The sequence below is a fragment of the Nocardia pseudovaccinii genome, from assembly GCF_050942345.1.
Classification (GTDB): Bacteria; Actinomycetota; Actinomycetes; order Mycobacteriales; family Mycobacteriaceae; genus Nocardia; species Nocardia pseudovaccinii.
In genome coordinates, this window is record NZ_CP192074.1 from 2,811,936 (window position 1) to 2,838,065 (window position 26,130).

General features: G+C 66.9%; 23 protein-coding genes and 1 tRNA gene. 16 read left to right on the plus strand and 8 right to left on the minus strand.

Going from position 1 to position 26,130, the window contains the following annotated elements:
- Positions 1-11: 11 nt before the first annotated feature.
- Positions 12-464: a nucleoside deaminase gene (locus tag ACQPZ2_RS12775; protein ID WP_433525722.1), complete on the minus strand. Its 453-nt coding sequence runs from the start codon at positions 462-464 to the stop codon at positions 12-14.
- Between the two features lie 212 nt (positions 465-676).
- Between ACQPZ2_RS12775 and cobA the strand changes: the two genes are divergently transcribed.
- From cobA to ACQPZ2_RS12790, 3 genes are all read left to right on the plus strand, one after another.
- A complete protein-coding gene (gene cobA / locus ACQPZ2_RS12780; protein WP_433527407.1) occupies positions 677-1,936 on the plus strand; it encodes a uroporphyrinogen-III C-methyltransferase in 1,260 nt (419 codons plus the stop codon).
- Between the two features lie 128 nt (positions 1,937-2,064).
- Positions 2,065-3,615 (plus strand): MFS transporter, encoded by a 1,551-nt coding sequence (locus ACQPZ2_RS12785; protein WP_433525723.1) that lies wholly within the window; start codon positions 2,065-2,067, stop codon positions 3,613-3,615.
- A 2-nt stretch (positions 3,616-3,617) separates the two neighbouring features.
- On the plus strand, positions 3,618-5,099 hold the full coding sequence (locus ACQPZ2_RS12790; protein WP_433525724.1) for an MFS transporter: 1,482 nt from the start codon (positions 3,618-3,620) through the stop codon (positions 5,097-5,099).
- A gap of 17 nt (positions 5,100-5,116) precedes the next feature.
- On the opposite strand, the gene ACQPZ2_RS12795 is transcribed toward ACQPZ2_RS12790, so the two are convergent.
- Entirely contained in the window at positions 5,117-5,524 is a 408-nt protein-coding gene (locus tag ACQPZ2_RS12795; RefSeq protein ID WP_433525725.1) for a PPOX class F420-dependent oxidoreductase, read from the minus strand.
- A 50-nt stretch (positions 5,525-5,574) separates the two neighbouring features.
- Positions 5,575-7,191, minus strand: a complete 1,617-nt coding sequence (locus ACQPZ2_RS12800) for a PucR family transcriptional regulator (RefSeq protein ID WP_433525726.1) — start codon at positions 7,189-7,191, stop codon at positions 5,575-5,577.
- A 120-nt stretch (positions 7,192-7,311) separates the two neighbouring features.
- On the opposite strand from ACQPZ2_RS12800, the gene ACQPZ2_RS12805 reads away from it, so the two are divergent.
- Together ACQPZ2_RS12805 and ACQPZ2_RS12810 are read left to right on the plus strand one after the other, a co-directional pair.
- A complete protein-coding gene (locus ACQPZ2_RS12805) occupies positions 7,312-8,802 on the plus strand; it encodes a CoA-acylating methylmalonate-semialdehyde dehydrogenase (RefSeq protein WP_433525727.1) in 1,491 nt (496 codons plus the stop codon).
- A gap of 17 nt (positions 8,803-8,819) precedes the next feature.
- Positions 8,820-10,187: an aspartate aminotransferase family protein gene (locus tag ACQPZ2_RS12810; protein ID WP_433525728.1), complete on the plus strand. Its 1,368-nt coding sequence runs from the start codon at positions 8,820-8,822 to the stop codon at positions 10,185-10,187.
- Between the two features lie 135 nt (positions 10,188-10,322).
- On the opposite strand, the gene ACQPZ2_RS12815 is transcribed toward ACQPZ2_RS12810, so the two are convergent.
- A tRNA-OTHER gene (locus ACQPZ2_RS12815) sits at positions 10,323-10,457 on the minus strand.
- Between the two features lie 144 nt (positions 10,458-10,601).
- Positions 10,602-11,333 (minus strand): hypothetical protein, encoded by a 732-nt coding sequence (locus ACQPZ2_RS12820; protein ID WP_433525729.1) that lies wholly within the window; start codon positions 11,331-11,333, stop codon positions 10,602-10,604.
- Between the two features lie 140 nt (positions 11,334-11,473).
- Here ACQPZ2_RS12820 and ACQPZ2_RS12825 point away from each other — a divergent pair, with 140 nt between their 5' ends.
- From ACQPZ2_RS12825 to ACQPZ2_RS12835, 3 genes are all read left to right on the plus strand, one after another.
- Positions 11,474-11,725 (plus strand): hypothetical protein, encoded by a 252-nt coding sequence (locus tag ACQPZ2_RS12825; protein ID WP_433525730.1) that lies wholly within the window; start codon positions 11,474-11,476, stop codon positions 11,723-11,725.
- Between the two features lie 74 nt (positions 11,726-11,799).
- Positions 11,800-12,477, plus strand: coding sequence for an NADPH-dependent F420 reductase (locus tag ACQPZ2_RS12830; RefSeq protein WP_433525731.1), 678 nt, complete (start codon positions 11,800-11,802; stop codon positions 12,475-12,477).
- A gap of 366 nt (positions 12,478-12,843) precedes the next feature.
- On the plus strand, positions 12,844-13,659 hold the full coding sequence (locus ACQPZ2_RS12835) for a hypothetical protein (RefSeq protein ID WP_433525732.1): 816 nt from the start codon (positions 12,844-12,846) through the stop codon (positions 13,657-13,659).
- 90 nt (positions 13,660-13,749) lie between these two features.
- Here the strand turns inward: ACQPZ2_RS12835 and yaaA are convergent, their stop codons facing one another.
- Positions 13,750-14,496, minus strand: a complete 747-nt coding sequence (gene yaaA, locus ACQPZ2_RS12840; RefSeq protein ID WP_433525733.1) for a peroxide stress protein YaaA — start codon at positions 14,494-14,496, stop codon at positions 13,750-13,752.
- 212 nt (positions 14,497-14,708) lie between these two features.
- Between yaaA and ACQPZ2_RS12845 the strand changes: the two genes are divergently transcribed.
- Together ACQPZ2_RS12845 and ACQPZ2_RS12850 are read left to right on the plus strand one after the other, a co-directional pair.
- A complete protein-coding gene (locus ACQPZ2_RS12845) occupies positions 14,709-16,463 on the plus strand; it encodes a proline--tRNA ligase (RefSeq protein ID WP_433525734.1) in 1,755 nt (584 codons plus the stop codon).
- Positions 16,464-16,622: 159 nt separating this feature from the next.
- Positions 16,623-18,374, plus strand: a complete 1,752-nt coding sequence (locus tag ACQPZ2_RS12850) for an acyl-CoA dehydrogenase family protein (protein ID WP_433525735.1) — start codon at positions 16,623-16,625, stop codon at positions 18,372-18,374.
- 188 nt (positions 18,375-18,562) lie between these two features.
- Here ACQPZ2_RS12850 and ACQPZ2_RS12855 read toward each other — a convergent pair whose 3' ends face one another.
- Together ACQPZ2_RS12855 and ACQPZ2_RS12860 are read right to left on the minus strand one after the other, a co-directional pair.
- On the minus strand, positions 18,563-18,997 hold the full coding sequence (locus ACQPZ2_RS12855; RefSeq protein ID WP_433525736.1) for a ferritin-like domain-containing protein: 435 nt from the start codon (positions 18,995-18,997) through the stop codon (positions 18,563-18,565).
- 73 nt (positions 18,998-19,070) lie between these two features.
- Entirely contained in the window at positions 19,071-19,697 is a 627-nt protein-coding gene (locus ACQPZ2_RS12860; protein ID WP_433525737.1) for a hypothetical protein, read from the minus strand.
- Between the two features lie 205 nt (positions 19,698-19,902).
- Between ACQPZ2_RS12860 and rimP the strand changes: the two genes are divergently transcribed.
- The 6 genes from rimP (at position 19,903) to rbfA (ending at position 26,112) form a co-directional block, all read left to right on the plus strand.
- Positions 19,903-20,571: a ribosome maturation factor RimP gene (rimP, locus tag ACQPZ2_RS12865; RefSeq protein WP_433525738.1), complete on the plus strand. Its 669-nt coding sequence runs from the start codon at positions 19,903-19,905 to the stop codon at positions 20,569-20,571.
- Positions 20,568-21,599: a transcription termination factor NusA gene (gene nusA, locus ACQPZ2_RS12870; protein ID WP_062992797.1), complete on the plus strand. Its 1,032-nt coding sequence runs from the start codon at positions 20,568-20,570 to the stop codon at positions 21,597-21,599. Before rimP ends, nusA begins: the two co-directional genes overlap by 4 nt.
- A gap of 176 nt (positions 21,600-21,775) precedes the next feature.
- Positions 21,776-22,054 (plus strand): YlxR family protein, encoded by a 279-nt coding sequence (locus tag ACQPZ2_RS12875; RefSeq protein WP_063045557.1) that lies wholly within the window; start codon positions 21,776-21,778, stop codon positions 22,052-22,054.
- 108 nt (positions 22,055-22,162) lie between these two features.
- On the plus strand, positions 22,163-25,189 hold the full coding sequence (gene infB, locus ACQPZ2_RS12880) for a translation initiation factor IF-2 (RefSeq protein ID WP_433525739.1): 3,027 nt from the start codon (positions 22,163-22,165) through the stop codon (positions 25,187-25,189).
- A gap of 87 nt (positions 25,190-25,276) precedes the next feature.
- Entirely contained in the window at positions 25,277-25,567 is a 291-nt protein-coding gene (locus ACQPZ2_RS12885; protein WP_063044509.1) for a DUF503 domain-containing protein, read from the plus strand.
- 101 nt (positions 25,568-25,668) lie between these two features.
- Positions 25,669-26,112, plus strand: coding sequence for a 30S ribosome-binding factor RbfA (gene rbfA / locus ACQPZ2_RS12890; protein WP_433525740.1), 444 nt, complete (start codon positions 25,669-25,671; stop codon positions 26,110-26,112).
- Positions 26,113-26,130: the final 18 nt, after the last annotated feature.

A 26,130-nucleotide genomic window follows, 5' to 3' on the forward strand; every position in this document is an offset into this window, starting at 1 on the left:
TTTGTCCGGCATCAATCCTCAGCTACCCCGATGTCCTCGTGCCAGAGCAGCGGTTGGTCGGCGATGAATTCGGCCATCAGGTCGATGCAGCGCTGGTCCTCGAGCACGGTCACCGCGATGCCGTGCTCGGCCAGCCAGTCATGCCCGCCGTAGAAGGTCTGCGCTTCCCCGATGATCACCGCACCGATCCCGAACTGGCGCACCAGCCCGCTGCAGTACCAGCACGGTGACAGGGTGGTCACCATGATGGTCGAGCCGTAGTCGCGGCGACGGCCCGCATTGCGGAACGCATCGGTTTCGGCGTGCATGCTGGGATCGCCGGACTGCACCCGCCGGTTGTGCCCGCGTCCGAGCAGGGTGCCATCGGTCGCGAACAAGGCCGCGCCGATCGGAATCCCGCCTTCGGCCTGGCCGCGCAGTGCCTCCTGGTACGCGACCTCCATCAGTTGCTCTGCCTGCGTCATGGCTCCAACCTGCACCCCGGATCCGCCTGTGCGGCACCGCTCGTCGCGAGCCGCCCGATCAGCGCTGCCGATACCGCCGCCCGACCCCAGCGATTCATGCGCAGAAGTATAGGGAGGCCGTCCGCGGCGGGTGATTGCCGGGCACGCGCACACAGGACGTAGGCTCGAACATTGTGCCGAACACGTCAGTACCTATCGATGACCAGCCGGAAATCAACCCGGCCGACCGTCCCGCGAGTGATCCGAACTACCTGGTCGGGCTCGATCTCAATGGGCGACGCGTCGTCGTGGTCGGCGGGGGGACGGTCGCGCAGCGCAGGCTCGGCCTATTGATCGCCTCCGGGGCGGACGTGCACGTCATCAGTCGCGAAGTCACCCCGGCCGTGGAGGGAATGGCTACGTCGGGGCAACTCACGCTGACATTGCGCGCCTACGCCGAGGGCGATCTGGACGGCGCCTGGTATGCGATCGCATGCACCGACGAACCCGAGACCAATGCGGCGGTCGTCGAGGAGGCCACGCGGCGACGGATCTTCTGTGTGCGCGCCGACGTCGCGCGGCTGGGCACCGCGGTAACTCCGGCGACAGCTCGGCACGATGGTCTCACGCTCGGCGTGCTCGCCGGTGGTCAGCACCGGCGATCCGCGACGGTGCGCAACGCATTGCTCGAGGCGCTGCAATCAGGTGTGGTGACCGACGATTCGACGCCGATCACCCCGGGTGTCGCGCTGGTCGGCGGCGGTCCCGGCGATCCGGATCTGATCACGGTGCGCGGCCGCCGCCTGCTGGCCCGCGCGAATCTCGTTGTCGCCGACCGGCTCGCACCGCCGGAGCTGCTCGCCGAACTCGGCTCGGACGTCGAGGTGATCGACGCGGCCAAGATTCCGTACGGGCGGGCGATGGCGCAGGAGGCGATCAATTCCGCGCTGATCGAGGGCGCCAAGGCGGGGAAGTTCGTGGTGCGGCTCAAGGGCGGCGACCCATATGTGTTCGGACGCGGCTACGAGGAGCTCGAGGCCTGCGTCGAGGCGGGCATTCCGGTGACCGTGGTCCCCGGCATCACCAGCCCCATCTCCGTCCCCGCCGCCGCGGGCATTCCGGTGACCCATCGCGGCGTCACCCATGAATTCGTGGTGGTCAGCGGCCACGTCGCACCCGACCATCCGGATTCCCTCGTCGACTGGCCCGCGCTGGCCCGCCTGCGCGGCACCATCGTGCTCATGATGGCGGTCGAGCGCATCGAACAATTCGCCACGGCTCTCATCGAGGGCGGCCGACCGGCCGACACCCCGGCCACGGTGATCCAGGAGGGCACCCTGCGCACCCAACGCGTGCTGCGCGCGGACCTCGGCACTGTCGCCGCTCGCGTTCGCGAAGAAGCCATCCGCCCGCCCGCGATCGTTGTGATCGGCCCCACAGCGGGCTTCTCCACCGAATCCGCCGCACCGCGAGCCGAGTCCTCCGCCGGGTGATGCTGCACAACCGCTGGACTCCCGCAACTGGAGGGTCTCACAACCGCCCAGTGACTTTCGCTATGACTAGGTGAATCGCACCCGCGGGAGCGGAGACCCGGGTTCCGGATCAATTACAGTGGCTCACCGTGCTCGATAACCCCCCTGCGAAGACGCAGTACCCGGTGACGCAGCGGGCCTTCGGGCTCGCCATTCTCGTGCTGAGCGGGCTGCAGCTGATGGTTGTGCTCGACGGCACCGTGGTCATTTTCGCGCTGCCCCGACTGCAGGAAGAAATGGGCATGTCCAGCGCGGGCGGCGCGTGGACGGTGACCTCCTACGGTCTGACCTTCGCGGGGCTGATGCTGCTCGGCGGGCGACTCGGGGATGCGTTCGGTCGCAAGCGCATGCTGATCCTGGGCGTCGGGATGTTCACCATCGCCTCGCTGCTGTGCGGGTTGGCGCAGAGCCAGGCCATGTTGATCGCGGCCCGAGCCGTGCAGGGCGCGGGCGCGGCGATTGCGGCGCCGACGGCATTCGCACTGGTGGCAACCACTTTCGCGCCGGGAAAGGCGCGTAATCAAGCTATTGCGATCGTCGGCTCGATGGTCGGTATCGGCTCGGTCGGCGGTCTGGTGGTCGGCGGTGCGCTGACCCAGTTGTCCTGGCGGTGGATATTCCTGATCAATGTGCCCATCGGCGTATTGATCATTCTCGGTGCGCTGTCCCAGCTCGCGGATACCGAACACCATCGATCGCCACTGGATATCCGTGGCGCGGTGCTCGGCACCGTGGCCTGCGCGTCGATCGTGTTCGGCGCGACCGAGGGGCCCGAGTTGGGTTGGGGGAGTCCGGCCGTTATCGGCGCGCTGGTGGCGGGTGCGGTGCTGCTGATCGTCTTCGTGGTCGTCGAGCGCACCGTCGAAGACCCGCTGCTGCCGTGGTCGCTGTTCGACAGCCGCGATCGGGTCACCACCTTCATGCTGATCTTCCTGGCCGGTGGCGTGCTCGGCGCGATGACCTTCTTCGTCGCGCAGTTCCTGCAGAATGTGCTCGGCTACGGACCGCTGGTCGCGGGTATCGCTTCGATCCCGTTCACCATCGGCATCGGCATCGGCGGCGCGGTGGCCTCCAAAGCCGCGTTGTTCGTCGCGCCGCGCTGGTTGGTGTGCGGCGCGGCATTCGTGCTGGCCGCCGGACTGCTGGTCGGCTCGCAGCTCGACGGCGGCGTGAATTACCTGACCACGCTGCTGCCGTTGTTGATCGTGATCGGCTTCGGTGTCGGCGTGGCAATGGTGCTCGCGCCGCTGTGCGTACTCGTCGGGGTGCCTGCGTCCGATATCGGTCCGCTGTCCGCGGTGGGGCAGATGTTCATGAACCTGGCGACGCCGGTATTCATCGGTCTGCTCACTCCCATCGCGGCATCGCGCACCATGTCGATGGGCGGGCGCACCGGTAAGGCGGCCGATATGAACGATGCCGAGATCTTCGCGCTCGGCAGCGGATACACGCTGGTGCTCGCGGTCTGCTCGCTGGTCGCGGTGCTGGCGGGTTTCATCGCGCTGACATTGCGCTATTCGCCGAGACAACTGGCCGAGGCACAGCACGCGCAAGAGGAATCGCAGCGGACCGGCTCCATGCCGGTGGTGCCGCGGACGGGGCCGCTACCTGTCATCCGTCGCTCTGACTACAGTGGCTGACTGTGCCAGACAATCCCGCTACGACGCCGTATCCGGTGACGCGGCGGGCCTTCGGCCTGGCGATCCTGGTGCTGAGCGGGCTACAACTGATGGTCGTCCTCGACGGCACGGTGGTGATTCTCGCCCTGCCCCGCCTACAGGACGAACTGGGTCTATCGAGCTCCGGTAGCGCCTGGATGGTCACCGCCTACGGTCTGCCGTTCGCGGGTCTGATGTTGCTCGGCGGCCGGATCGGCGACTCCTTCGGCCGCAAACGCATGTTCATCGTCGGCGTCGCACTGTTCACGCTGGCCTCGCTGCTGTGCGGACTCGCGCAGAACGAGGGCATGCTGATCGCGGCCCGCGCGATCCAGGGCACCGGCGCCGCGCTCGCGGCTCCGACCGCACTTGCCCTGGTGGCGACCACGTTCGCACCCGGCCGGGTGCGCAATCAGGCGATCGCGATCTTCGGCTCCATGATGGCGGTCGGCTCGGTCGGCGGATTGGTGATCGGCGGCGCGCTCACCGAGGTGAGCTGGCGCTGGATCTTCCTGATCAATGTGCCGATCGGTGCGCTGATCCTCGTGGGCGCGGTGCTGCGGCTGCGCGACACCACCCACCACCGACTACCCCTGGACGTGCGCGGGGCGGTACTCGGCACCCTCGCCTGCGCGGGCCTGGTGTTCGGCGCGACCGAAGCGCCCGAATTCGGCTGGGACAGTCCGGTCATCATCGGTTCGATTGTCGCCGGTCTGGTGTTGTTGATCGTCTTCGTGCTCGCCGAACGGTGGGTGGACAACCCGCTGCTGCCCTGGTCGCTGTTCGACAAGCGCGATCGGGTCGCCACCTTCGGCGCTATCTTCCTGGCCAGCGGAGTATTGGCCGCGACAACCTATTTCGCGGGATTGTTCGTGCAGAATGTCGTCGGTTACAGCCCACTGGTCGCCGGAGTCGCGTTCATCCCGTTCACCATCGGCGCGGGTATGGGCACCGCAACGGCTTCGCAGCTGGCGATGACGGTCGCGCCGCGCTGGCTGTTGAGCGGTGCCGCGGCGATTCTGGTCGTCGGGCTGTTGTTCGGCTCGACGCTCGAACGGGGCGTACCGTACTGGCCGACCCTGTTGGGGCTGTTCATCATGATCGGATTCGGCATCGGTATGGCCGTGGTGATCGTCCCGCTGTGCGTATTGGTCGGTGTCGCGCCGGAGAATATCGGCCCGCTCTCCGCGGTCGGCCAGATGTTCATGAACCTCGGCACACCCGTCGCGATCGGTCTGCTCGCGCCGGTTGCCGCTTCCCGCACGGTGTCGCTCGGCGGGCGGACGGGTAAGCCCGCCGGTATGACGCCCGCGGAGTTGGATGCGCTCGGAAGTGGTTACACGCTGGTGCTTTTCGTCACCGCCTTCGGCGCACTGCTGGTGGGGCTGGTGGCACTGACACTGCGCTACACGGCGGCCGAGGTCGGCCAGGCGCAGCACGCAAGGGAAGAGGCCGGGCAGGGCTGAGCCGCCCGGCCGTGAGCTCACAGGCGACCGGCGACCTTGCGCGGGGTCACCCGCACGATTACACGGGGTCCGTCATTGACGGAGGCGGGGTTGAATTCGACGTACGGCAGCCCGGTGTAGTGGTGCGACAGCTTGTTCGGCAGCGTCTTGTCGGGATCTGGGGTGATTGTGGCGGTGCCGCGAATCTCCGCGTACGCGTACGGATTATCCGGCGGATTGATCATCACCGTGATCCGTGGATCGCGGGCGAGATTCTTGCCCTGCTGCCGATCCACCGTCGTGGAGAACAGCAGATCGTCGCCATCGCGCTCGAGCCAGATGACGGTCAAGTGCGGTTGTCCGTTCGGTCCGATCGTCGCCGCGGTCGCGAAGACCTTCGACTCGTCCAGGTACTTCTTCAACTCGTCGGAGAGCACAGCTGTCATGCGTTGATGAAACGATTGCCGACTCGAGAACATTCCCGGTCCGGTCGAAATCACCTGTCGGTCCTGGAGTTCGAGTCGGCGGTCAGATCGCGGATGAGCAGTGCGGTATGCAGTGAGGTGCGGGATTCGCCGTCCTCGAGGTCGACGTGGAGAATCCGCTCGATGCGGGCGAGCCGGTCGTAGAGGGTCGGTCTGCTGATATTGAGCCGTTTGGCGAGTTCGGTCTTATTGCCCGCGACGTCGAGGAACTGCCGCAGCGTGCGGGTCAGATCGGCCGCATGCCGAATGTCGTAGCGCAGCAATGCACTCAGCTCCGTTTCGGCGAAGCTCTGTACACCGGGTTCATTGCGGATCAGCGAGAGCAGTCCGCGCAGCCGGATGTCGCCGCTGCGATAGAACGGTCGCGGCCGATCAGATGCCGCGTCCAGCGATAACGCGACCTCGGCGATGTGCGCCGCCTGCGCCAATTCGCGTGCGGTGTCGAGCAGTGAATCCGCTTGCGCGCCAACGCCTATGACCACCCGCCGCACCCCATCCACCCGCCGCACCTCGGCGATGATCGCCGAGCACACGGTGCGGAGCGTGTCATCGAGATCGGCGCTGCGCGGGATCGCGAGCACCATGCCGACGCGGTCGCCGTGCTCGGCCGCGGTCAATGCGGTGGCCTTCGACAGTCCGAGACCGTGCGTGACCGCGTCGAGCACGCCCGCGCTGCGGCGCTGCCTGGCGACCTGATCGGATTCAGCAAGGGCGGCAACGTCTATCGCGAGCGGAACGTAGTGCGCGCGTCGGGTCGACAGGCCCAATGCGGCCGCCCTGGCCTGCGCGTCGCGTTCGTCGAGGACGCGGCCGTTGACCATATCGTCGATGAGTCCGGTCTGCGCTTGGCGATGCAGGCCGAAGCGATCCCTATCGATCATCCGATGCAGCGTCAGCGTCTGTGCGGCACGCTCGAGTACCATGCGGGCGCGCGGCGTCGCCAGCCCGCTCGAACGCAGGATCAGCCGACCCCAGCGCTGGGTATGCGGGCCGACCTGCACCACATCCCAGCCCTCGGGCAGCAGTCGCGAGGTGGTCTCCCAGTTCTCCAGAATCGCTGAAGTGCTGGTATGCCGGGCGGTCAGCGCCAGCACCCGGTGCGCCAGATCTTCCAGTACGACCGAGGAATCGAGCATGTCCGCGGCAGTCTCGACGATTTCGGCCAGCGCGGCGCGGCGCACGCTGAGCTCGGTGAACGTCTCGTGCACGGTGCGCGCGAATTCGAGTTCGGCGTACTGGTCGGCCACGATCACCCGGTGCACCGCCTCGGTGATCTCCACGAAGCGCGTGATGCGATGCAGCGCGATGACCGGGAGTCCGAGTGCGTCGGCCGTCTCGGCGACGATCGACGATAACCGCGGCACGGCCTCGCCGAGCTCGACGACCAGTCCGGCGACCCCCGCGGCGGCCAGCGAATTCAGATACGTGACCGTCGACTCGTCGCTGCCGGTCAATGCCAAGCCCGTAGTCAGCATCAGCTCGCCGCCGACCAGCAATTCGGCGACCTCCGGCAGGTCGCTCACGTGCACCCACCGCACCGGCCGATCCAGGGCCGCCGCACCGACGACCTCTGGCTCGCCCGCGCGCACAACCGGCATTGCCAGCACATCGGCGACAGAGAGCAGCATCCGACAAATCGTAATAGGAAATCCGAAATCGCATACAGAACGTCGGGCCGAAATCGGGCATCGATGGTGCAGAGTCGAAACCACGACACCATCCGGCGCTCGGGATCGAATCGAGGAGATATGCAGACAATCGCGCACTGGCTCGACGGCAAACCCTTCGCGGGCACGAGCTCGGCGACCGCGCCGGTGACGAATCCGGCGACCGGGGTGGTGACCGGGCAGCTCGCACTGGCCGGTGTCGAGGATGCCAGGGCGGTGATCGCATCGGCGAAGGCGGCGTTCCCGGAATGGCGCGATACCTCGCTGGCGCGGCGCACACAGATCCTGTTCCGCTTCCGCGAACTGCTCAACGAGCGCAAGGAAGAACTCGCCAAGCTGATCACCGCCGAACACGGCAAGGTGCACTCCGATGCGCTCGGCGAAGTGAACCGCGGTCTCGAAGTGGTCGAATTCGCCTGTGGTGTACCGCATTTGATCAAGGGCGGTTTCACCGAGAACGCCTCGACGAAGGTGGATATCTTCTCGATCCGCCAGCCGCTGGGTCCGGTCGCGGTGATATCACCGTTCAACTTTCCGGCGATGGTGCCGATGTGGTTCTTCCCGATCGCGATCGCCGCCGGGAATACCGTGGTGCTCAAGCCGAGCGAGAAGGATCCGTCATCATCGCTGTGGCTGGCCGAGCTGTGGCACGAAGCCGGTTTGCCCGCCGGGGTTTTCAATGTGCTGCAGGGCGATAAGGTCGCGGTCGACGAACTGCTCGACAATCCGCACATCAAGGCCGTCTCGTTCGTCGGTTCCACACCCGTCGCGAAGTACGTCTACCAGCGCGGCACCGCCGCCGGTAAGCGCGTGCAGGCGCTCGGCGGCGCGAAGAACCACATGGTGGTGCTGCCCGATGCCGATCTGGATCTGGCGGCCGATGCCGCGGTGAATGCCGGATTCGGGTCCGCCGGGGAGCGCTGCATGGCGATCAGTGTGGTGCTGGCGGTCGGTGCGGTCGGCGACGAACTGGTCGCCAAGATCGCCGAGCGCGCGAAGACCATCAAGACCGGTGACGGCACCCGCGATACCGATATGGGTCCGTTGGTGACCCGCGAGCATCGCGATCGCGTCGCCGCCTATATCGATGCGGGGGAATCCGCCGGTGCCAGTGTCGTTCTCGACGGTCGCGGCGTCGAAGCCGATGGTGCAGCGGATGGATTCTGGCTCGGCCCGACGATTCTCGATCATGTGGGCACCGAGATGAGCGTCTATACCGACGAAATCTTCGGTCCGGTCCTGTCGGTCGTGCGCGTCGACGGCTACGACGAGGCGCTGGCACTGGTCAACGACAATCCCTATGGCAACGGAACCGCCATTTTCACCAATGACGGCGGTGCGGCCCGGCGCTTCCACAATGAGGTGGAGGTCGGCATGGTCGGTATCAATGTGCCGATCCCGGTTCCGATGGCCTACTACAGCTTCGGCGGCTGGAAGAATTCGCTGTTCGGCGATTCGCATGCGCACGGCGTAGAGGGCGTGCATTTCTTCACCCGTGGTAAGGCGGTCACGACGCGTTGGCTCGATCCGAGCCACGGCGGTCTCGAACTCGGATTCCCGCAGAACAAGTAGCTACGCAGGAGAATTCGATGACCCTTCCGAATGGATCGGCACCCGAACTCGCCCGGCAGGCCGCCGCCCGCGCCGACGAGCTCGACCGCCGCCATGTATTCCACTCGTGGTCCGCGCAGGCGCACCGGACGCCGATGGCCATTACGGCCGCTCAGGGCTGCTACGTATGGGACGGCGACGGTAACCGGCTGCTCGATTTCTCGTCGCAGATGGTGAACACCAATATCGGTCACCAGCATCCGAAAGTCGTTGCCGCGGTGCAGGAGCAGGCCGCAAAGCTGTGCACCGTCGCACCGCAGCACGTCAACGATGCCCGCTCCGAGGCCGCCCGGCTGATCGCCGAGCGAACCCCGGGCGAACTCGACAAGATCTTCTTCACCAATGGCGGCGCCGATGCCGTCGAACACGCGGTTCGGCTGGCGCGCCTGCATACCGGCCGCTACAAGGTGCTTTCACGCTACCGGTCCTATCACGGCGGCACCGACACCGCGATCAACCTCACCGGCGACCCGCGGCGCTGGCCCAACGACCACGGCAACAGCGGTGTCGTCCACTTCTTCGGTCCGTTCCGGTATCGCTCGCAATTCCATGCGGGCACCGAAACCGAAGAAGCCGAAAGGGCTTTGGCGCATCTCGAGCAGACCATTGTGTTCGAGGGGCCGAATACGATCGCGGCGGTCGTGCTCGAATCCATCCCCGGCACGGCGGGAATCATGGTCCCGCCGCCCGGGTATATGGCGGGTGTCCGGGCGCTGTGCGACAAATACGGCATCGTCTTCATCGCCGATGAAGTGATGTCGGGGTTCGGGCGCACCGGAAAGTGGTTCGCCATAGAGCATTTCGAGGGCGTCGTCCCCGACCTGCTGACCTTCGCCAAAGGGGTGAACTCCGGTTATGTGCCGCTCGGCGGTGTCGCGATCAGTCCCGCCATCGCGGCGACCTTCGATGATCGTCCGTACCCCGGCGGGCTGACCTATTCAGGCCATCCGCTGGCGACGGCCGCCGCGGTCGCGACCATCAACGCGATGCGGGACGAGCGCATCGTGGAGAACGCCGCCGATATCGGTACCCGCGTCCTCGGACCCGGCCTGCGTCAACTCGCCGAACGTCACCCCAGCATCGGCGATGTGCGCGGGGCGGGTGTGTTCTGGGCACTGGAACTGGTGCGGGACAAGCGAACTCGCGAACCGCTCGCCCCGTACGGCGGGACCAGCGCGGCCATGACCGAAACGGTCGCCGCGGCCAAGGCGGCGGGCCTGCTGCTGTTCGTCAACTTCAACCGACTGCACGTCGTTCCGCCGTGCATCATCAACGAGGCCGAGGCCAAGGAGGGGCTGGACATTCTCGACCACGTACTCGCACTCGCCGACGAGCACACGCTCTGACCTGTTCCAACGCAAGGGAACCCGAGGGCGTAGCCTGCCCTCGGGTTCCTTGGTGCCACCCAAATTCGCGCACCGGGTCGGTGGGATCGGATCAGACTGATACGACGTGTCATACGATTAGACCATCTTCCATTGTGGCTGGAAGAACGGGATTTGAACCCGTATCTCGTCGCGATTGTGTCCTTCCTCGTGATCGGGTGTTCGGCGGCGAATGCTCAATCTGGAGCGAGAGTCTGAGGTTCCGGCTGCCTCTACCGCTTGGGCTATCCGGGCCTGTGCCCGGAGCGGGATTCGAACCCGCACTGTCACCGTGTCTTCAGGCTTATCTTCAGTTTGAGTTTGCGCTCTTGCGCTTCCCCCGCACGCGGCGGGGGAGTCTGTGGAGTCGGGGGCGATTGTTCGCACCCGACCGGCTCAGCGGAAGAGGTAGCGGAAGATCACATCACCGGTCTTGCGGTCGGTGACCTGGCTTCCGTTGGCCTCTTCGCGGGCGAATTTGACTGCCTGCTGGAGCTTTTCGATGCGCTCGATCAACTCGTTGACCCGGCGGGCAGGCAGCGCACCAGAGAACTTCACCGTGGTCCAGTAACCGATGGCGATGTCCTCGTAGTACACCTCGACCTGCGCCGGGTGCTTCTCGGTCGCCTCGGCCTTGACGTGGTTGCGCGGCACCTTTTTGGTGCGGATGGTACGCACGGCGTCGGTGCGCCAGGTGTCGGACGAATCGTCGAATGCCCAGGCCTCGGCGGCGTCGAGCACCGGCAGCTTCTTGACGAAGGTGTGCAGGTCGGCCAGCTGCTTCTCCAGGAACAGCAGGTACGACACCGGTACGGCGGTCAGCAGGGTCTCCTCGTCGACGCGCACGTCGGCCCTGGCCTCGCAGTTCGCCCAGTCCTTGGTCGCCGTCACATCGAAGAGCCGGGTCAGCGTCGCGGCCGTCTGGCGCAACACCTCCTCCGACTTCACCTGCACCCGCGTCGACTCCGGTGGAAGCTGTTCGCCCTCTTCATCTTTCGGCTGATAGGTGCGCGCGATACCAGACAGCAACCCCGGCTTCTGCAGCTGCCCCTGGGTCTCCGCCAATTCGCGCAGTGCGCCGCTCTTGACGCCCTTCTCCACCGCGATGATCTGATTCAACTTCGTCATCGATTACCTCCCCGGGCGCCCTCGACGCCGTCACATTCCTTGTGCGGCCCTACATTTCGGATTTCCCCCGCCGCTCGTCGAACACTACAGACCGATCATTTTGCGCGCATCCGAGTTTTTCGCGTGCGGGACGGCTGAAGGTGGTCGAGGTCATCACGCCGGAGGACAGCCGAACCGGGCTTCGCGCCCCGTCGACCACCCGTCATCGGCTGCGCGCCCAAGGGGCCTGGTGTCGGCGCCTTGCAGCGGTCGTCAGAGTCGACCTCGACACCGAATTCGGTTCGTCGGCCGCCTCGGCCGGCTCCGATGCGGCGAGTGCGTCGGATTGCCGCCCGCGCGTGCTGGTGGCGGCGCTGTTCATCGCCGCGGAACCGTCGTCGAAGCCGGTGTAACCGTCAGCCGCGACATCGGGGCGCACCGATGGCATGTCGGAACAATCGCGGCCTCAACTCGGTTGGGACCGGGCATGACAACGCTTGGATTGATCGGTAGCGGGAATATCGGCGGCACGCTGGCACGGTTGGCCGTCGCGGCCGGACTCGATGTCGTGGTCAGTAATTCACGTGGCCCGGAAACGCTGGCGGAACTGGTGGCCGAGCTCGGGCCGCGGGCGCGCGCCGCCACCGCCGCGGAGGCGGCCGCGGCCGGTGACATCGTCGTGGTCACAGTGCCGTTGAAGAACTACCGGCAGGTCCCGGTGGAGCCGCTGGCAGGCAAAGTCGTCATCGATACCAACAACTACTACCCGGACCGCGACGGCACCTTTCCCGAACTCGAGGACGGCACCACCACCAGCAGTGAACTGCTGCAACGCCACCTGCCGACCTCGAAGGTCGTCAAGGCCTTCAACAATATTTTCTATCCCCACTTGGCCACCCTCGCCCGCCCCTCCGGTGACCCCGACCGCTCGGCCCTACCCATCGCAGGCGACGACGCCGCTGCGAAGCAGGCCGCCGCCGAACTACTCGACATCCTCGGCTACGACATTGTCGACGCGGGCTCTGTGAAGGAGAGTTGGCGCTCCCAGCCCGACACCCCCGTCTACGGCGACCCCTATGCCGCGGACCTCCCGTTCTGGGAGCACCCCGCTGCCCCCGCTCCCGCCGAAAGGATCCGCGCCGCCCTCACCGCCGCGCAGCGCTGACAGCGCTCTGGACGGCACCACCCCGAGCACGCCACAGGTGGTGTCGCATATCCACTGGACGTCGCGCATAGGTTGCAGCTTGTGCGCGGCGTTGCCCTGTTCTGCGCCAACCTCTGTCACTGTGGTTCGCGTGGCCAGGCAGGGGGAGCGGCGTGGAGTTATGCACAGGGTGCGAGTTATCCACAGTCCGAGGGTTGGGGCTTTCGGCTCGGTGGGGGTGGTCGGGAACATCAGGGGGTGGACATACCTCGAACTATTTCCCGGCGGAATGCGCTGGAAGCTGGATTCACCGGACGTGAGCTGAGCAGGCGGCCTTGGCAGCGGGTGTGTCGGGGGCAGTACGTGAGTGCGGCCGATATCGGCGAAATGACTACTGAACAAAGGCATCTGGTGCTGACCAGTGCTGTCGCCGCGGGCTCCAGTTCAGCTGCCGTCGTCAGTCATATCTCCGCGGCTGTCGTGCACGGTCTGCCGGTGTGGTCGATCCCGTTGGCACGGGTTCATTTGACCCGCAATCGAAGAACCGGGGCACGCACGGGTAGGCGGGTCATGATGCACGCCGCGTCCATCGAGTCGGACGAGGTGGTGCGGATCGGCGATCTGCGGGTGACGACAGCGGCGCGCACGATCGTCGACCTGGCCAGAACCGTGCCGTTTGAACAAGCTGTCGTAATAGGTGATGCCGCACTGCGCCTCGGGCGTACCAGCGGTGCCGAACTGGCGGAACAACTACTGCGCGCGAACGGCCGCCCGGGCTGTCCGGCCGCGCGCCGCGTCATCGACTTCCTCGACGGCCGCGCCGAGAGCCCCGGTGAATCGCGGAGCAGGGTTGTCTTGCGCAGTGCGGGACTGCCCGCACCGGAACTCCAGTCGACCATCCTGGGTATCAACGGCGGATTCGTCGCCCGAGTCGATTTCCTGTTCCCGACGCTGGGCGTCATCGGCGAGTTCGAGGGAATGATCAAGTACCGCAACAACTCCTGCCACGGCTTGCCAGAATCCACCGTGATCGCCGAAAAGCTCCGCGAGGACGCCCTGCGCGCCCTGGGTTGGGCCGTTGTCCGCTGGACCTGGCCTGACCTGGACACCCCGGACCGCTGGCTGACCCGACTGGCTCGTGCCGCCGCCTTCGCTCATCGGATCCACCGAGCCGGTACCTGGCGTGCCACCGAGCGTGGATGACCGACGCAACCCACCGACTTCAGCCAGTGAAGCGCTCACACCGAGCCAGCGCGTTACCTCGCAGAAGGTAGGCAGGACGCGGGCCGTACCTCAGCTGGTGATGATGAGGAGTTCGGTAGGGGAGGCTATTTCGGCGCGGAGGCCGGATTTGGTGGCTATGCGGGCTACGGCGCGGATGTCGGTGGGGTCGGCGCGGGTGAGGACGAGGGCGCGGGCGAGTAGGCCCTTGTGGTGTTTGTTGAAGTGGCTCACCACGGTTCGAGAGCCGTCCGGATGTTCGGTGAGGACATTGGCGGTGATGGCGTCGGGGATGCGGCCGAGCTGCTGGTAGGTGCCCGAGCGCAGGTCGATGACGAGTTCACCGGCGGCCTCGGCGACCAGCGCGTCGGGCAGGACATCGCGCCAGATGGCGGAAAGGGTCCGGAGGCCGGGAAGTTTGGCACCGCCGGAGAGCCGGTAGGCGGGGATGAGGTCATCGGCGCGGACCGCGCCGAACAGAGCGGAGCCGATGCCGAGGCGGGCATAGGCCTTGGCGCGTTGGACCTTGGTGAAGGAGCGGGCATCGAGGGCGTCGTAGAGCACGCCGGTGTAGCGCTCCAGTGCGGGCCGGGTGGCTGACGTGCGCAGCGTCGCATTGCGCGCGATCTCGGTATCAGCCCCCTTGCCGAGCCCGAGCACCGCGCGCGAAGCGTCCGGGTCGGCGGCCAGCTTGACGACCTCGTCGATGAGCCGATCGCGCACCGCCGTGAGCTGCGGCATCGCCAGCGACGCCAGCTCCAGCGGCACATCGGTTCCGCCATCGGACTTGGTTTCGGAAGGGGGCAGCAGCACCAGCACGAGCGGATAGGGTACCGGCGTGAGCGAGCGTCAGCGAGCGAACCAATAGCACCGCGCGCTCCGCGCACGACGGAGCCGAGCGTCAGCGAGGCGCAGTCGTGAGCGGTCAGGGCTCGGAGGCGGTAGCTTGCGTAACCACGGAGAGCCCGCTCATGCCGAAATGGGCCAATGCGTTGCAGACATCGTCGGGCCAGGGACTACCCTGTCGTTCCGTGATCACCCGCCTCTCCCACCTGTTCCTGCGTACCCTGCGCGACGATCCCGCCGACGCCGAGGTGCCCAGTCACAAACTCCTCGTCCGCGCCGGATATGTGCGGCGTATCGCCCCGGGCGTGTACTCGTGGCTGCCGCTGGGCCTGCGGGTGCTGCGGCGGGTCGAGCAGGTCGTGCGGGAGGAAATGAACGCCATCGGCGCACAGGAGATCTCGCTGCCCGCGCTGCTGCCGCGCGAACCGTACGAGACCACCAACCGGTGGACCGAATACGGCGACGGACTGTTCCGGCTGCAGGACCGCAAGGGTGCGGACTATCTGCTGGGGCCTACGCACGAGGAGCTGTTCGCGCTCACGGTGAAGGGTGAATACAGCTCGTACAAGGATCTGCCGGTCACGCTCTACCAGATCCAGACCAAGTACCGCGACGAGGAGCGGCCTCGCGCGGGCATTCTGCGCGGCCGCGAATTCATCATGAAGGACTCCTATTCCTTCGATCTCGACGAGGACGGACTGAAGGCAAGCTACAACGCCCATCGCGAGGCCTACCAGCGCATTTTCAACCGGCTCATGGTCAAGTACGTCATCGTCGCGGCCACCTCGGGTGCGATGGGCGGCAGCGCGTCGGAGGAATTCCTCGCGGACAGCCCGGTCGGCGAGGACACCTACGTGGTGTGCCGCGAGTCCGGCTACGCCGCGAATGTGGAAGCGGTGGTCACGCCCGCTGCCGAACCGCAGCCCATCGAGGGCCTGCCCGCGGCCGTCGTACACGACACCCCGAACACCCCGACCATCGCGACGCTGGTGGATTGGGCGAACGGTGCGGGCTTCTCCGCGCAACCGGTCACCGCGGCCGACACCCTGAAGAACATCATGGTCAAGCTGCGCCACCCGGACGGCAAGACCGAACTGCTCGGCATCGGCATTCCGGGCGACCGCGAGGTCGACGACAAGCGCCTCGGCGCCGCGGTCGAACCCGCCGAGGTGGAACTGCTCACCGAGGCCGATTTCGCCGCCAACCCGTTCCTGGTCAAGGGCTACATCGGCCCGAAGGCATTGCAGGCCAACGGTGTTCGCTACCTCGTCGACCCGCGCATCGGCACCGGAACCAGTTGGATCACCGGCGCCGACGAGCCGGGCAAGCACGTCGTCGGCCTGGTCGCGGGCCGCGATTTCACCCCCGACGGCACCATCGAGGCCGCCGAGGTGCGCGACGGCGATCCTTCGCCCGACGGGCGCGGCGTCCTGGTATCCGCGCGCGGGATCGAGATCGGCCACATCTTCCAGCTCGGCAACAAGTACACCGACGCGTTCGAGGTCGATGTGCTCGGCGAGAACGGCAAGCCGGTGCGGCTCACCATGGGCTCCTACGGCGTCGGCGTCTCCCGCATGGTCGCGGTGATCGCCGAACAGCAGCACGACGAGAAGGGGCTGCGCTGGCCGCGCGAGGTCGCCCCGTTCGACGTGCACGTGGTGATCGCGAACAAGGACGATTCCTCGCGCGAGGGCGGCGAACAGGTTGCGGCGCTGCTGGACACGGCCGGACTCGAGGTCGTCCTGGACGACCGGAAGGCCTCGCCCGGTGTGAAGTTCAAGGATTCCGAGCTGATCGGCGTTCCGCTGGTCGTGGTCGTCGGCCGCGGCTGGGCCGAGGGCAAGGTCGAGATCCGCGACCGCTTCACCGGAGAATCCACCGAGGTCCCGGCCGATTCGGTAGTCGAATCGGTGCTCGCGCAGGTCCGTGGCGGGCGGTAGGTCGGCCTTCGGCAACCGGTAGGGCGGCCCGGTCGACCGAGCCCGGTCGGCCGGGCTTCTCGCATTCGTCCGGACCTACGGTTCCGTAGGCACGATTCGTGGCGCGCGGTAATCCCGGACCCGCTTCTTACTGCTGTTACCCGCTGGTAAGTTAGCGGCATGACGAGCACCGACGCGTTGTTGTTCAACCCCACCAGCTATGACCCGAAGCAGTTCGACGCCGAGACACGGCGGCTGCTGAAAGCCACCATCGAGTGGTTCGAGTCGCGGGGCAAGCGGCAGCTGCTGGCCGATGACGCGGATGCGGTGTGGGTGTCGGACTTCCTCGAGTTCGTCAAGAAGGAGCGTCTGTTCGCGACCTTCCTGACCCCGGCCGCCTACGCCGACGGTGACGCGAACCGGCGGTGGGACGGTGCGCGCAACGCGGCGCTGTCGGAGATCTTCGGCTTCTACGGTCTCGCGTACTGGTACGCCGAGCAGGTCACCATCCTGGGGCTCGGGCCGATCTGGCAGAGCGCTAACGAGGACGCCAAGAAGCGCGCGGCCGCCGATCTCGCCGACGGCCAGGTGATGGCATTCGGTCTGTCCGAGCGCGATCACGGTGCCGACATCTACAACACCGACCTGATCCTGACGCCGACCGAGCCGGGCAGTGCCGATGCTGAGGCCGGTATCCTGTTCCGCGCCAATGGCGTCAAGTACTACATCGGCAATGGGAATGTCGCATCGATGGTGTCGGTGTTCTCCCGCCGCGCCGATATCGAGGGCGCGGACGGCTATGTGTGGTTCGCCGCGGACAGCCGCCACGACGACTACGAGCTCATCGACAACGTCATCCACGGTCAGCTGTATGTCAGCACCTTCGCGCTGCACGACTACCCGGTGACCGCCGCCGACATCCTGTCCACCGGTCCGGAGGCCTTCTCCGCCGCGCTCAACACCGTCAATGTCGGCAAGTTCAACCTGTGCCACGGCAGCATCGGCATGGTCGAGCACTCGTTCTACGAGGCCATCACGCACTCCAACAACCGCATCCTCTACGGCCGGTCCGTCACCGAATTCCCGCATGTGCGAACGAATTTCGTGGATGCGTACGCGCGCATCGTCGCGATGAAGCTGTTCAGCGACCGCGCCGTCGACTATTTCCGCAGCGCCGGCCTGGAGGACCGCCGCTACCTGCTGTTCAACCCGATGACCAAGTCCAAGGTGACCTCCGAGGGCGAGACCGTCATGACGCTGCTGCTGGATGTGCTCGCCGCCAAGGGATTCGAGAAGAACACCTACTTCGCGCAGGTCGCCCGCTATATCGGGACGCTGCCCCGGCTCGAGGGCACGGTGCACGTCAATGTCGGCCAGATCCTGAAGTTCATGCCGAACTACCTGTTCAACCCGAAGGACTACCCGGAGATCGGCACCCGTGTCGATGCGGCCGACGACGAGTTCTTCTTCCGGCAGGGCCCGGCTCGTGGCGCGGGTAAGGTGCAGTTCGCCGACTGGACTCCGGTGTACGAAAAGCACGCCGATCTGCCGAATGTCGCGCGCTTCTACGAGCAGGCCCAGGCCTTGCGCACCCTGCTGACCACGGCGGCACCCGATGCCGATCAGCAGAAGGACCTCGACTTCATGCTGACCATCGGCCACCTGTTCTCCCTGGTGGTCTACGGTCAGCTGATCCTGGAGCAGGCCGCCGTCACCGGCCTGGACCGCGACATCATCGAGCAGATCTTCGACTTCCAGATCCGCGACTTCAACGGCCACGCCACCACCCTCTACGGCAAGCCCTCCGCTACCCCCGACCAGCAGGCCTGGGCCGCCTCCGCCCTGCGCCCGCCGGTCGCCGACCGTCCCCGCTTCGACCGCGTCTGGGCCGAAGTCGCCGCCTACGACGGCACCTACCAAATGCGCCCGTAGTCATTCGCACCCGCCGCGCACGAATTCGCTGACGAATCCGTGCGCGGCGCGAAATCTGCCGACCGGTCGCTGCCGGTGTCGAGATCCGCGGTGGTGGTCGCCATCGTCGGACAGCAGGCCACGAGCTGTTCGTAGTCCAGGTCTGGCAGTGGGTGTCGCGTTCGAGAAATTCGGCACGGAGCGCGCAGTCAGGCCTTGCCGGGGAAGGCGACCGTCGGTGGGTTGGCGCCGAGGATGGCTTGCCAGCTTGCCAGGCGCAGCGCGCATTCGGTGAGAGCGTCGACACCTGTCCGGCGGATGGATTCGGAGCTGCCGTTCTCGACGACCGCGCGCCAGGCGACGGCGGTATCGGTTTCCACCGTGACGGCCAAATTCGCCGCCGGAATCGGATCGTTCACCGGGAACGGCGTGGTGTAGGCGGCGTCCGGCGGCGGTACCGCGATTCCGGACGCCTTCAACGCATCGATGGTGGTGTCGCGGCGGGCACGGTGGGCGGCGGTGTTCTGCGCGACCAAGCGGACTCGCTCGGCGGAGGCGTAGGCCGCGATCACACCGTAGGCGTACACCGCCGCGTATTCGGCGCGCAACGCGTCGAGCAGGGCTTGGCGTTCGGCTTCGGTCATGTGCGCATCCCTGTCCGGATCAGTTGAGCGGTGCGCACGGCATGGCGTGCGAGGTAGGTCGAGGCGGTGCGACTCATGCCAGCAACACCCCCGCCTGCGCCGCGCACGATGCGCTGATCGAGGCCAATAGCCCTGCCCGATAACCGGATTGTGTGCGGGCGAGGTCACCCGCGAACTGCTGCGACTTGGCCAGCCGGGTGCGCAACTCGTCGATGCTCGGCGGTGTGGTGGGCGATCCGGATCCGCCCGATGCCGCGGGGGAAGTGCCGGAAGCGGACGGGGAGACTTCGCGGGTACGGTGCGTCGGAGTGGTGCCGTCACCGTAAACGCCGATCACACGGTTGATTTCGGCACGCAGCGCATCCGCGTGTGCGGTGCGTTCGTCCGCGATCGCGGTCAACGCGGCATGCCGCTGCGGCGTCACCGCGATCGCCGCCGTCGCGGCCGCTGCGTCGGCGCGTGCCAGGTTCTCTTGTGCGGCAAGCGGATCGGGCTGATACACCGTCTTGTCCGTACATCCGGCCACCGCGCCGACGGCTAGCGCACCCACGGTCGTGCCGCCGGCCAGCCGCAACGCGGTGCGGCGGTCGACGATGCCGATGCGGCCGACACCGGCGCTGCCGTGCTGGGATTGATGCCGGTCGACGGGGATGCCGGAAGTGCACCCGGCGCGCGGCGGGGCGGGGAGACGGATTGGCACGGCACCATCGTGCCAGATTCGCGCGGCACGGCCGACCGAGCGTCTACCGTGCGGTCGGTGCGAGGCCCGGCGCGCTGTATGGCGGGCGCGTGGCCAGGAAACTTGCTCGAGGCCGCTGGTCCTTTACACTCTCGAGGCGCGTTACGCTAGATCTCCGGTAGAGAATTTTCCCGCCGTATGACAACTGAACCAGGAGCCGCCCCACATGCCCATGCCGACCGAGGAAAGGGTGAGCCAGCTCGTTGCTGGGCTCGTCGAGCGCCGAGGATTCGACCTCGAGGGTGTCGAGATCTCGACGGCGGGTAAGCATGTGGATGCCCAGGCTCGGGTGCAGGTAATCGTCGACAGCGATGCCGCTTCCGATCTCGATGCCATTGCCGGACTGAGTACGGAACTCTCCGAGGCCCTCGACAATGCGGGCGATTTCGGCGAGACGCCGTATCTGCTCGAGGTGACCAGCCCCGGCATCGACCGCCCGCTCACCGCCGACCGCCACTGGCGCCGCGCCCAAGGACGCAAGGTGCGGATCAAGCTACATACCGGCGCGCCGTCGCCGGATCCGAAGTCATCGGACAAGTTCGAGGCCAGGGTCGGTGTTCTCACCGATGACACGGTGGCGCTGGTGCTCGGCGGGAAGAACAAGCCACACCGGGTGACGATTCCGCTGGCCGATATCGCCGAGGCCGTCGTCCAGGTGGAATTCAACCCGCCCGGCGCGCGGGAACTGGAACTCGCGGGCGGAGTCGCGCCCGGCCGTCCGCGGCCGGGGCAAGAGGAAGCGGTGGATCCCACCGCTGACGTCCGAGGAACAACCGATGTACCAACCGAATCATTAGAAGCGTCCGATTCGCCGACCGAAGGGATCGTGGAATGAACATCGAAATCGAAGCCCTGCGCGCGATTGTCGCCGATAAAGGGATCTCGATCGAGACCGTGATCTCCGCGATCGAGTCGGCACTGCTCACGGCCTACCGCCACACCGAGGGCCACCAGCCCAACGCGCGCATCGATATCAACCAGAAGACCGGCGTGGTCCGGGTGATGGCGCGCGAACTCGATGCCGACGGCAATGTGATCTCCGAATGGGACGACACCCCAGAGGGTTTCGGCCGGATCGCGGCGACCACCGCGCGCCAGGTAGTGCTGCAGCGGCTGCGCGATGCCGAGAACGAGAAGTCCTTCGGCGAATTCTCCACCCATGAGGGCGACATCGTCGGCGGCGTGGTGCAGCGCGATGCCCGCGCCAATGCCCGCGGCACCGTCGTGGTGCGTATCGGCAGCGAACTGCACGGCACCGAGGGACTGATCCCGCCCGCCGAGCAGGTGCCCGGCGAGAGTTATGAGCACGGCGACCGGATCAAGTGCTACGTCGTCGGTGTCTCCCGCGGCCCGCGCGGCCCGCAGATCACCCTGTCGCGCACCCATCCGAATCTGGTGCGCCGACTGTTCGCGCTCGAGGTGCCCGAGATCGCCGACGGTTCGGTGGAGATCGTCGCGGTCGCCCGCGAGGCCGGACACCGTTCCAAGATCGCGGTGCGCACCACCGTGCCCGGCGTCAATGCCAAGGGCGCGTGTATCGGCCCGATGGGTCAGCGTGTGCGCAATGTGATGAGCGAACTGGCGGGGGAGAAGATCGACATCATCGATTACGCCGATGATCCGGCGACCTTCGTCGGGAATGCGTTGTCGCCGTCGAAAGTTGTCTCGGTCACGATCGTGGATCCCGAGGCCCGCGCCGCACGCGTGGTCGTCCCCGACTTCCAGCTCTCGCTCGCCATCGGCAAGGAAGGGCAGAACGCCAGGCTGGCGGCCCGTCTGACCGGTTGGCGGATCGATATCCGCAGCGATGCCACCCCGGATGCGGGCAGCGGCAGTGTGCGGACGGAGGCGCATCGGAGTTGATCGATTCCCGCGAATCGAGCCCGCCGGATGACATGTTCGTAACGTCCGAAGGGGCGGGGTTCGGTGTTCCGAGCGGGACAGCGGTAGAGTGGTCTCAGGTTCAACGCGAGTCTTCGGTTTCTTTGCCCGAACGCATCACCGAGCTGACCCCGGCGCACCGACGCCGAGCGGCTCCGATGCGGACGTGCATCGGGTGCCGAAAGCGCGAGTTGGCCGTCGATCTGTTGCGGATCGTGGCGCAGGACTGTGAAACCGGTGACGGTTCCGAGGTTGTTGCGATAGTTCCCGATCCGCAGCGCAGACTTCCCGGACGGGGTGCCTGGCTGCACCCCGTTTCGGTTTGTTTGCGCACCGCAGAACGACGCCGAGCATTCGGCAGAGCACTACGAGTGTCCGGAAAACTGGATATCTCAGCCCTGGAGAAGTACCTCGAGAACAGGCACGAGCACTCATGAGCACACCGTGAAGCACCAACGATGAACGTCCATCGGAGATAACCCGAGGTCGTGCGGGCCCGCCACCCCTAGGCGGAGGCACTGCTCGACCTCTCAGTGAGGAGAGCAGTGGCAGGCAAGGCCCGCGTGCACGAGTTGGCCAAAGAACTCGGTGTCACGAGCAAAGAACTACTCGCAACGCTCAAGGAGCAGGGCGAGTTCGTGAAGTCGGCGTCCTCGACGGTGGAAGCACCCGTCGCACGTCGACTGCGCGAGTCGATCGCGGGGAAGTCCGCCCCGTCGAACGGCACCGCGAAGTCCGGGGCCCGTCCGGGACCGGCATCCACTCCGGCCGCGAAGCCCGCCGCAGGCGGCGGTCCGCGGCCGGGTCCACGTACCCCGTCGCCCGCGCAGGCGGCGACCCCGGCGGCTCCGGCCGCCCGTGAGACGGCGGCTCCGGCCGCGCGTCCGTCCGACGCAGTGCGTCCCGGTCCGGCCGCACGTCCCGGCCCGGCCAAGCCCGCCGCCCGGGAGACCGGTCCGGTCCAGGAGACCCCGGCGGCTCCGGCCGCGAAGGCCACCCCGGCGCCGAGCACTCCGGCGCAGAGCGGCCCTCGCCCGACCCCGGGTGGCGCACGTCCCGGTCAGCAGCAGCGTCCCGGTGCTTCGGCACACGGTGGTCCGCGTCCCGGAGGTCCGGGCGCCGGCCCCAAGCCGGGTCCGAAGACTCCACGCGTCGGCAACAACCCCTTCTCATCCGCACCCGACCGTGAGCGTCCCGCGCCGCGTCCGGCCCCGAGCCAGGGTGGACCGCGTCCGGGTCCCGGCCAGGGACCGCGTCCGGGTCCGGCCCAGAGTGGTCCCCGTCCGGGTGGTACCCAGGGTGAGCGGCGTCCGTCTCCCGGCCAGGGTGGTCCGCGTCCCGGTGGGCCGCGTCCGAGCCCCGGCTCGATGCCGCCGCGCCCGAATCCGGGTGCCATGCCCGCGCGTTCGGCCCGTCCGGGTCCGGGCGGCGGCGCCGGTGCAGGTCGTCCGGGTCGCCCGGGCGGTGGCCCGGGTGGCGGCGGCGGTCGTCCCGGTGGTGGCGGCGGTGGCGGTGGCTACCGCGGCGGCGGTGGTGGCGGCGGCGGCACGGGTGCGCCCGGTGCAGGCGCCGGTGCTCCCGCGGCCGGTGGTTTCCGCGGTCGTCCCGGTGGCGGTGGCGGCGGTCGTCCGGGTGGTCCCGGTGGCCGTGGCGGTGCGGCCGGTGCGTTCGGTCGTCCCGGTGGCGCCCCGCGTCGTGGCCGTAAGTCGAAGCGGGCGAAGCGCGCCGAGTACGAAAGCATGCAAGCCCCCGCCATCGGTGGCGTGCGGCTGCCGCGCGGTAACGGCGAGATCATCCGGCTCGCCCGCGGCGCTTCGCTGTCGGACTTCGCGGAGAAGATCGATGCGAACCCGGCCGCCTTGGTGCAAGCCTTGTTCAACCTCGGCGAGATGGTCACCGCGACCCAGTCGGTGAACGACGAGACCCTCGAGCTGCTCGGCAGCGAGATGAACTACGTCGTGCACGTGGTCAGCCCCGAGGACGAGGACCGCGAGCTGCTGGAATCGTTCGACCTGACCTACGGTGAGGACGAGGGCGGCGAGGAAGACCTCGAACAGCGGCCGCCGGTGGTGACCGTCATGGGTCACGTCGACCACGGTAAAACCCGACTGCTCGACACCATCCGTAAGGCCAACGTCCGTGAGGGCGAGGCCGGTGGCATCACCCAGCACATCGGCGCCTACCAGGTGCTCACCCATCTGGGCGACAACGACCGGCTCATCACCTTCATCGACACCCCGGGTCACGAGGCGTTCACCGCCATGCGTGCCCGTGGTGCGAAGGCCACCGATATCGCGATCCTGGTGGTCGCCGCCGACGACGGCGTCATGCCGCAGACGGTGGAGGCCATCAACCACGCGCAGGCGGCCGATGTGCCGATCGTGGTCGCGGTCAACAAGATCGACAAGGAAGGCGCGAACCCGGACAAGATCCGGCAGCAGCTGACCGAATACAACCTGGTTGCCGAGGAATACGGTGGCGACACCATGTTCGTCGACATCTCCGCCAAGCAGGGGACCAATATCGAGCAACTGCTCGAGGCAGTCCTGCTGACCGCGGACGCGGCGCTGGATCTGCGGGCCAACCCGGACATGGACGCACAGGGTGTCGCCATCGAGGCGCACCTCGACCGCGGCCGAGGCCCGGTGGCGACCGTGCTCATCCAGCGCGGCACGCTGCGCGTCGGAGATTCGATCGTGGCGGGCGACGCCTACGGTCGCGTCCGCCGCATGGTCGACGAGCACGGCGACGATGTCGTCGCGGCGCTGCCGTCGCGGCCGGTTCAGGTCATCGGCTTCACGTCGGTGCCGGGCGCCGGTGACAACCTGCTCGTCGTCGACGAGGACCGGATCGCTCGCCAGATCGCCGACCGCCGCAATGCGCGCAAGCGCAACGCACTGGCCGCGCGCAGCCGCAAGCGGATCAGCCTGGAAGATCTGGATGCCGCGCTGAAGGAGACTTCGGAGCTCAACCTGATCCTCAAGGGCGACAACTCCGGTACCGTCGAGGCCCTCGAGGAGGCGCTGCTCGGTATCGAGATCGACGACGAGGTGCGCCTGCGGGTCATCGACCGCGGTGTCGGTGGCGTCACCGAGACCAACGTCAACCTGGCGTCGGCGTCGAACGCGATCATCATCGGGTTCAACGTCCGGGCCGAGGGCAAGGCGACCGAGCTGGCCAACCGCGAAGGTGTGGACATCCGGTACTACTCGGTGATCTACCAGGCCATCGACGAAATCGAGAAGGCCCTCAAGGGCATGCTCAAGCCGATCTACGAAGAGGTCGAGCTGGGCCGGGCGGAGATCCGCGCGATCTTCCGTTCGTCGAAGGTCGGCAATATCGCCGGTTGCATGGTCACCTCGGGTTCGGTCAAGCGCAACGCCAAGGCGCGCCTGCTCCGCGACAACGTGGTGGTCGCGGAGACGGTCACGATCTCCACCTTGCGGCGGGAAAAGGACGACGTCACCGAGGTCCGCGAGGGCTTCGAATGCGGTATGACGTTGACCTACAACGACATCAAGGAAGGCGACGTGATCGAGGCCTACGAGCTGCGCGAGAAGCCGCGCGACTGATTTGTTCGTCGGTGGTCCGGTCCGGCCATCAGCGCTGGACCGGACCACCGAGACAATCTTTCGTAGGCGCCGATACAGGAGGCTTGGGTGTACCTGGGTGCACTGGAGTTCGACATCCTGCTCGGAGACGTGCACTCGCTGAAGCAGAAGCGCTCGGTGATCCGGCCCGTGCTGGCCGAATTGCAGCGTTTCGGCGTGAGTGCCGCCGAGGGTGGGGAACAAGACCGCTACCGTCGCTCATTGCTCGGAGTCGCCATGGTCAGTTCCGGTATGGATCACCTGACCGAGGTACTCGACAAATGTGAGCGTCACGTCGCGGCTCGTCCGGAGTTAGAGTTGCTGGCAGTGCGCCGCAGGATCTTCGGACCCGAAGACTGATCCGCGGCGGGAATGACGGGCCCGGAGGCCGTAGCTTGCGTAACCACGCAGGGCCCCGGTCCCGCCGCAAAATGAACACAGCAAGTGAGGAGGGTTCAGCCATGGTGGATCAAGCCAGGGCACGCCGACTCGCCAAGCGGATTTCCGCGATCGTGGCGACCGCGATCGAATACGAGGTGAAGGATCCGCGTCTGAATTTCGTGACCGTGACCGATGCGAAGGTCACCGGCGATCTGCGCGAGGCGACGGTGTACTACACGGTGATGGGCGAAACCCTCGACGTGGAACCGGATTACGCGGCCGCGGCCGCAGGTCTGGACAAGGCGAAGGGTGTGCTGCGCTCGAAGGTGGGCGCGGGCACCGGCGTGAAATTCACCCCGACGCTGGCGTTCGTGCTGGACAAGGTGCCCGACGCGGCACGGGATATGGAAGAGCTGCTGGCCAGGGCGCGGGCTGCCGATGACGCGGTCGCGAAGGTGGCGGCCACCGCCACCCATGCCGGCGAGGCCGACCCGTACAAGGTCGAACGCGAATCCGACGAGTGACGTGCGGTAGACCATGAC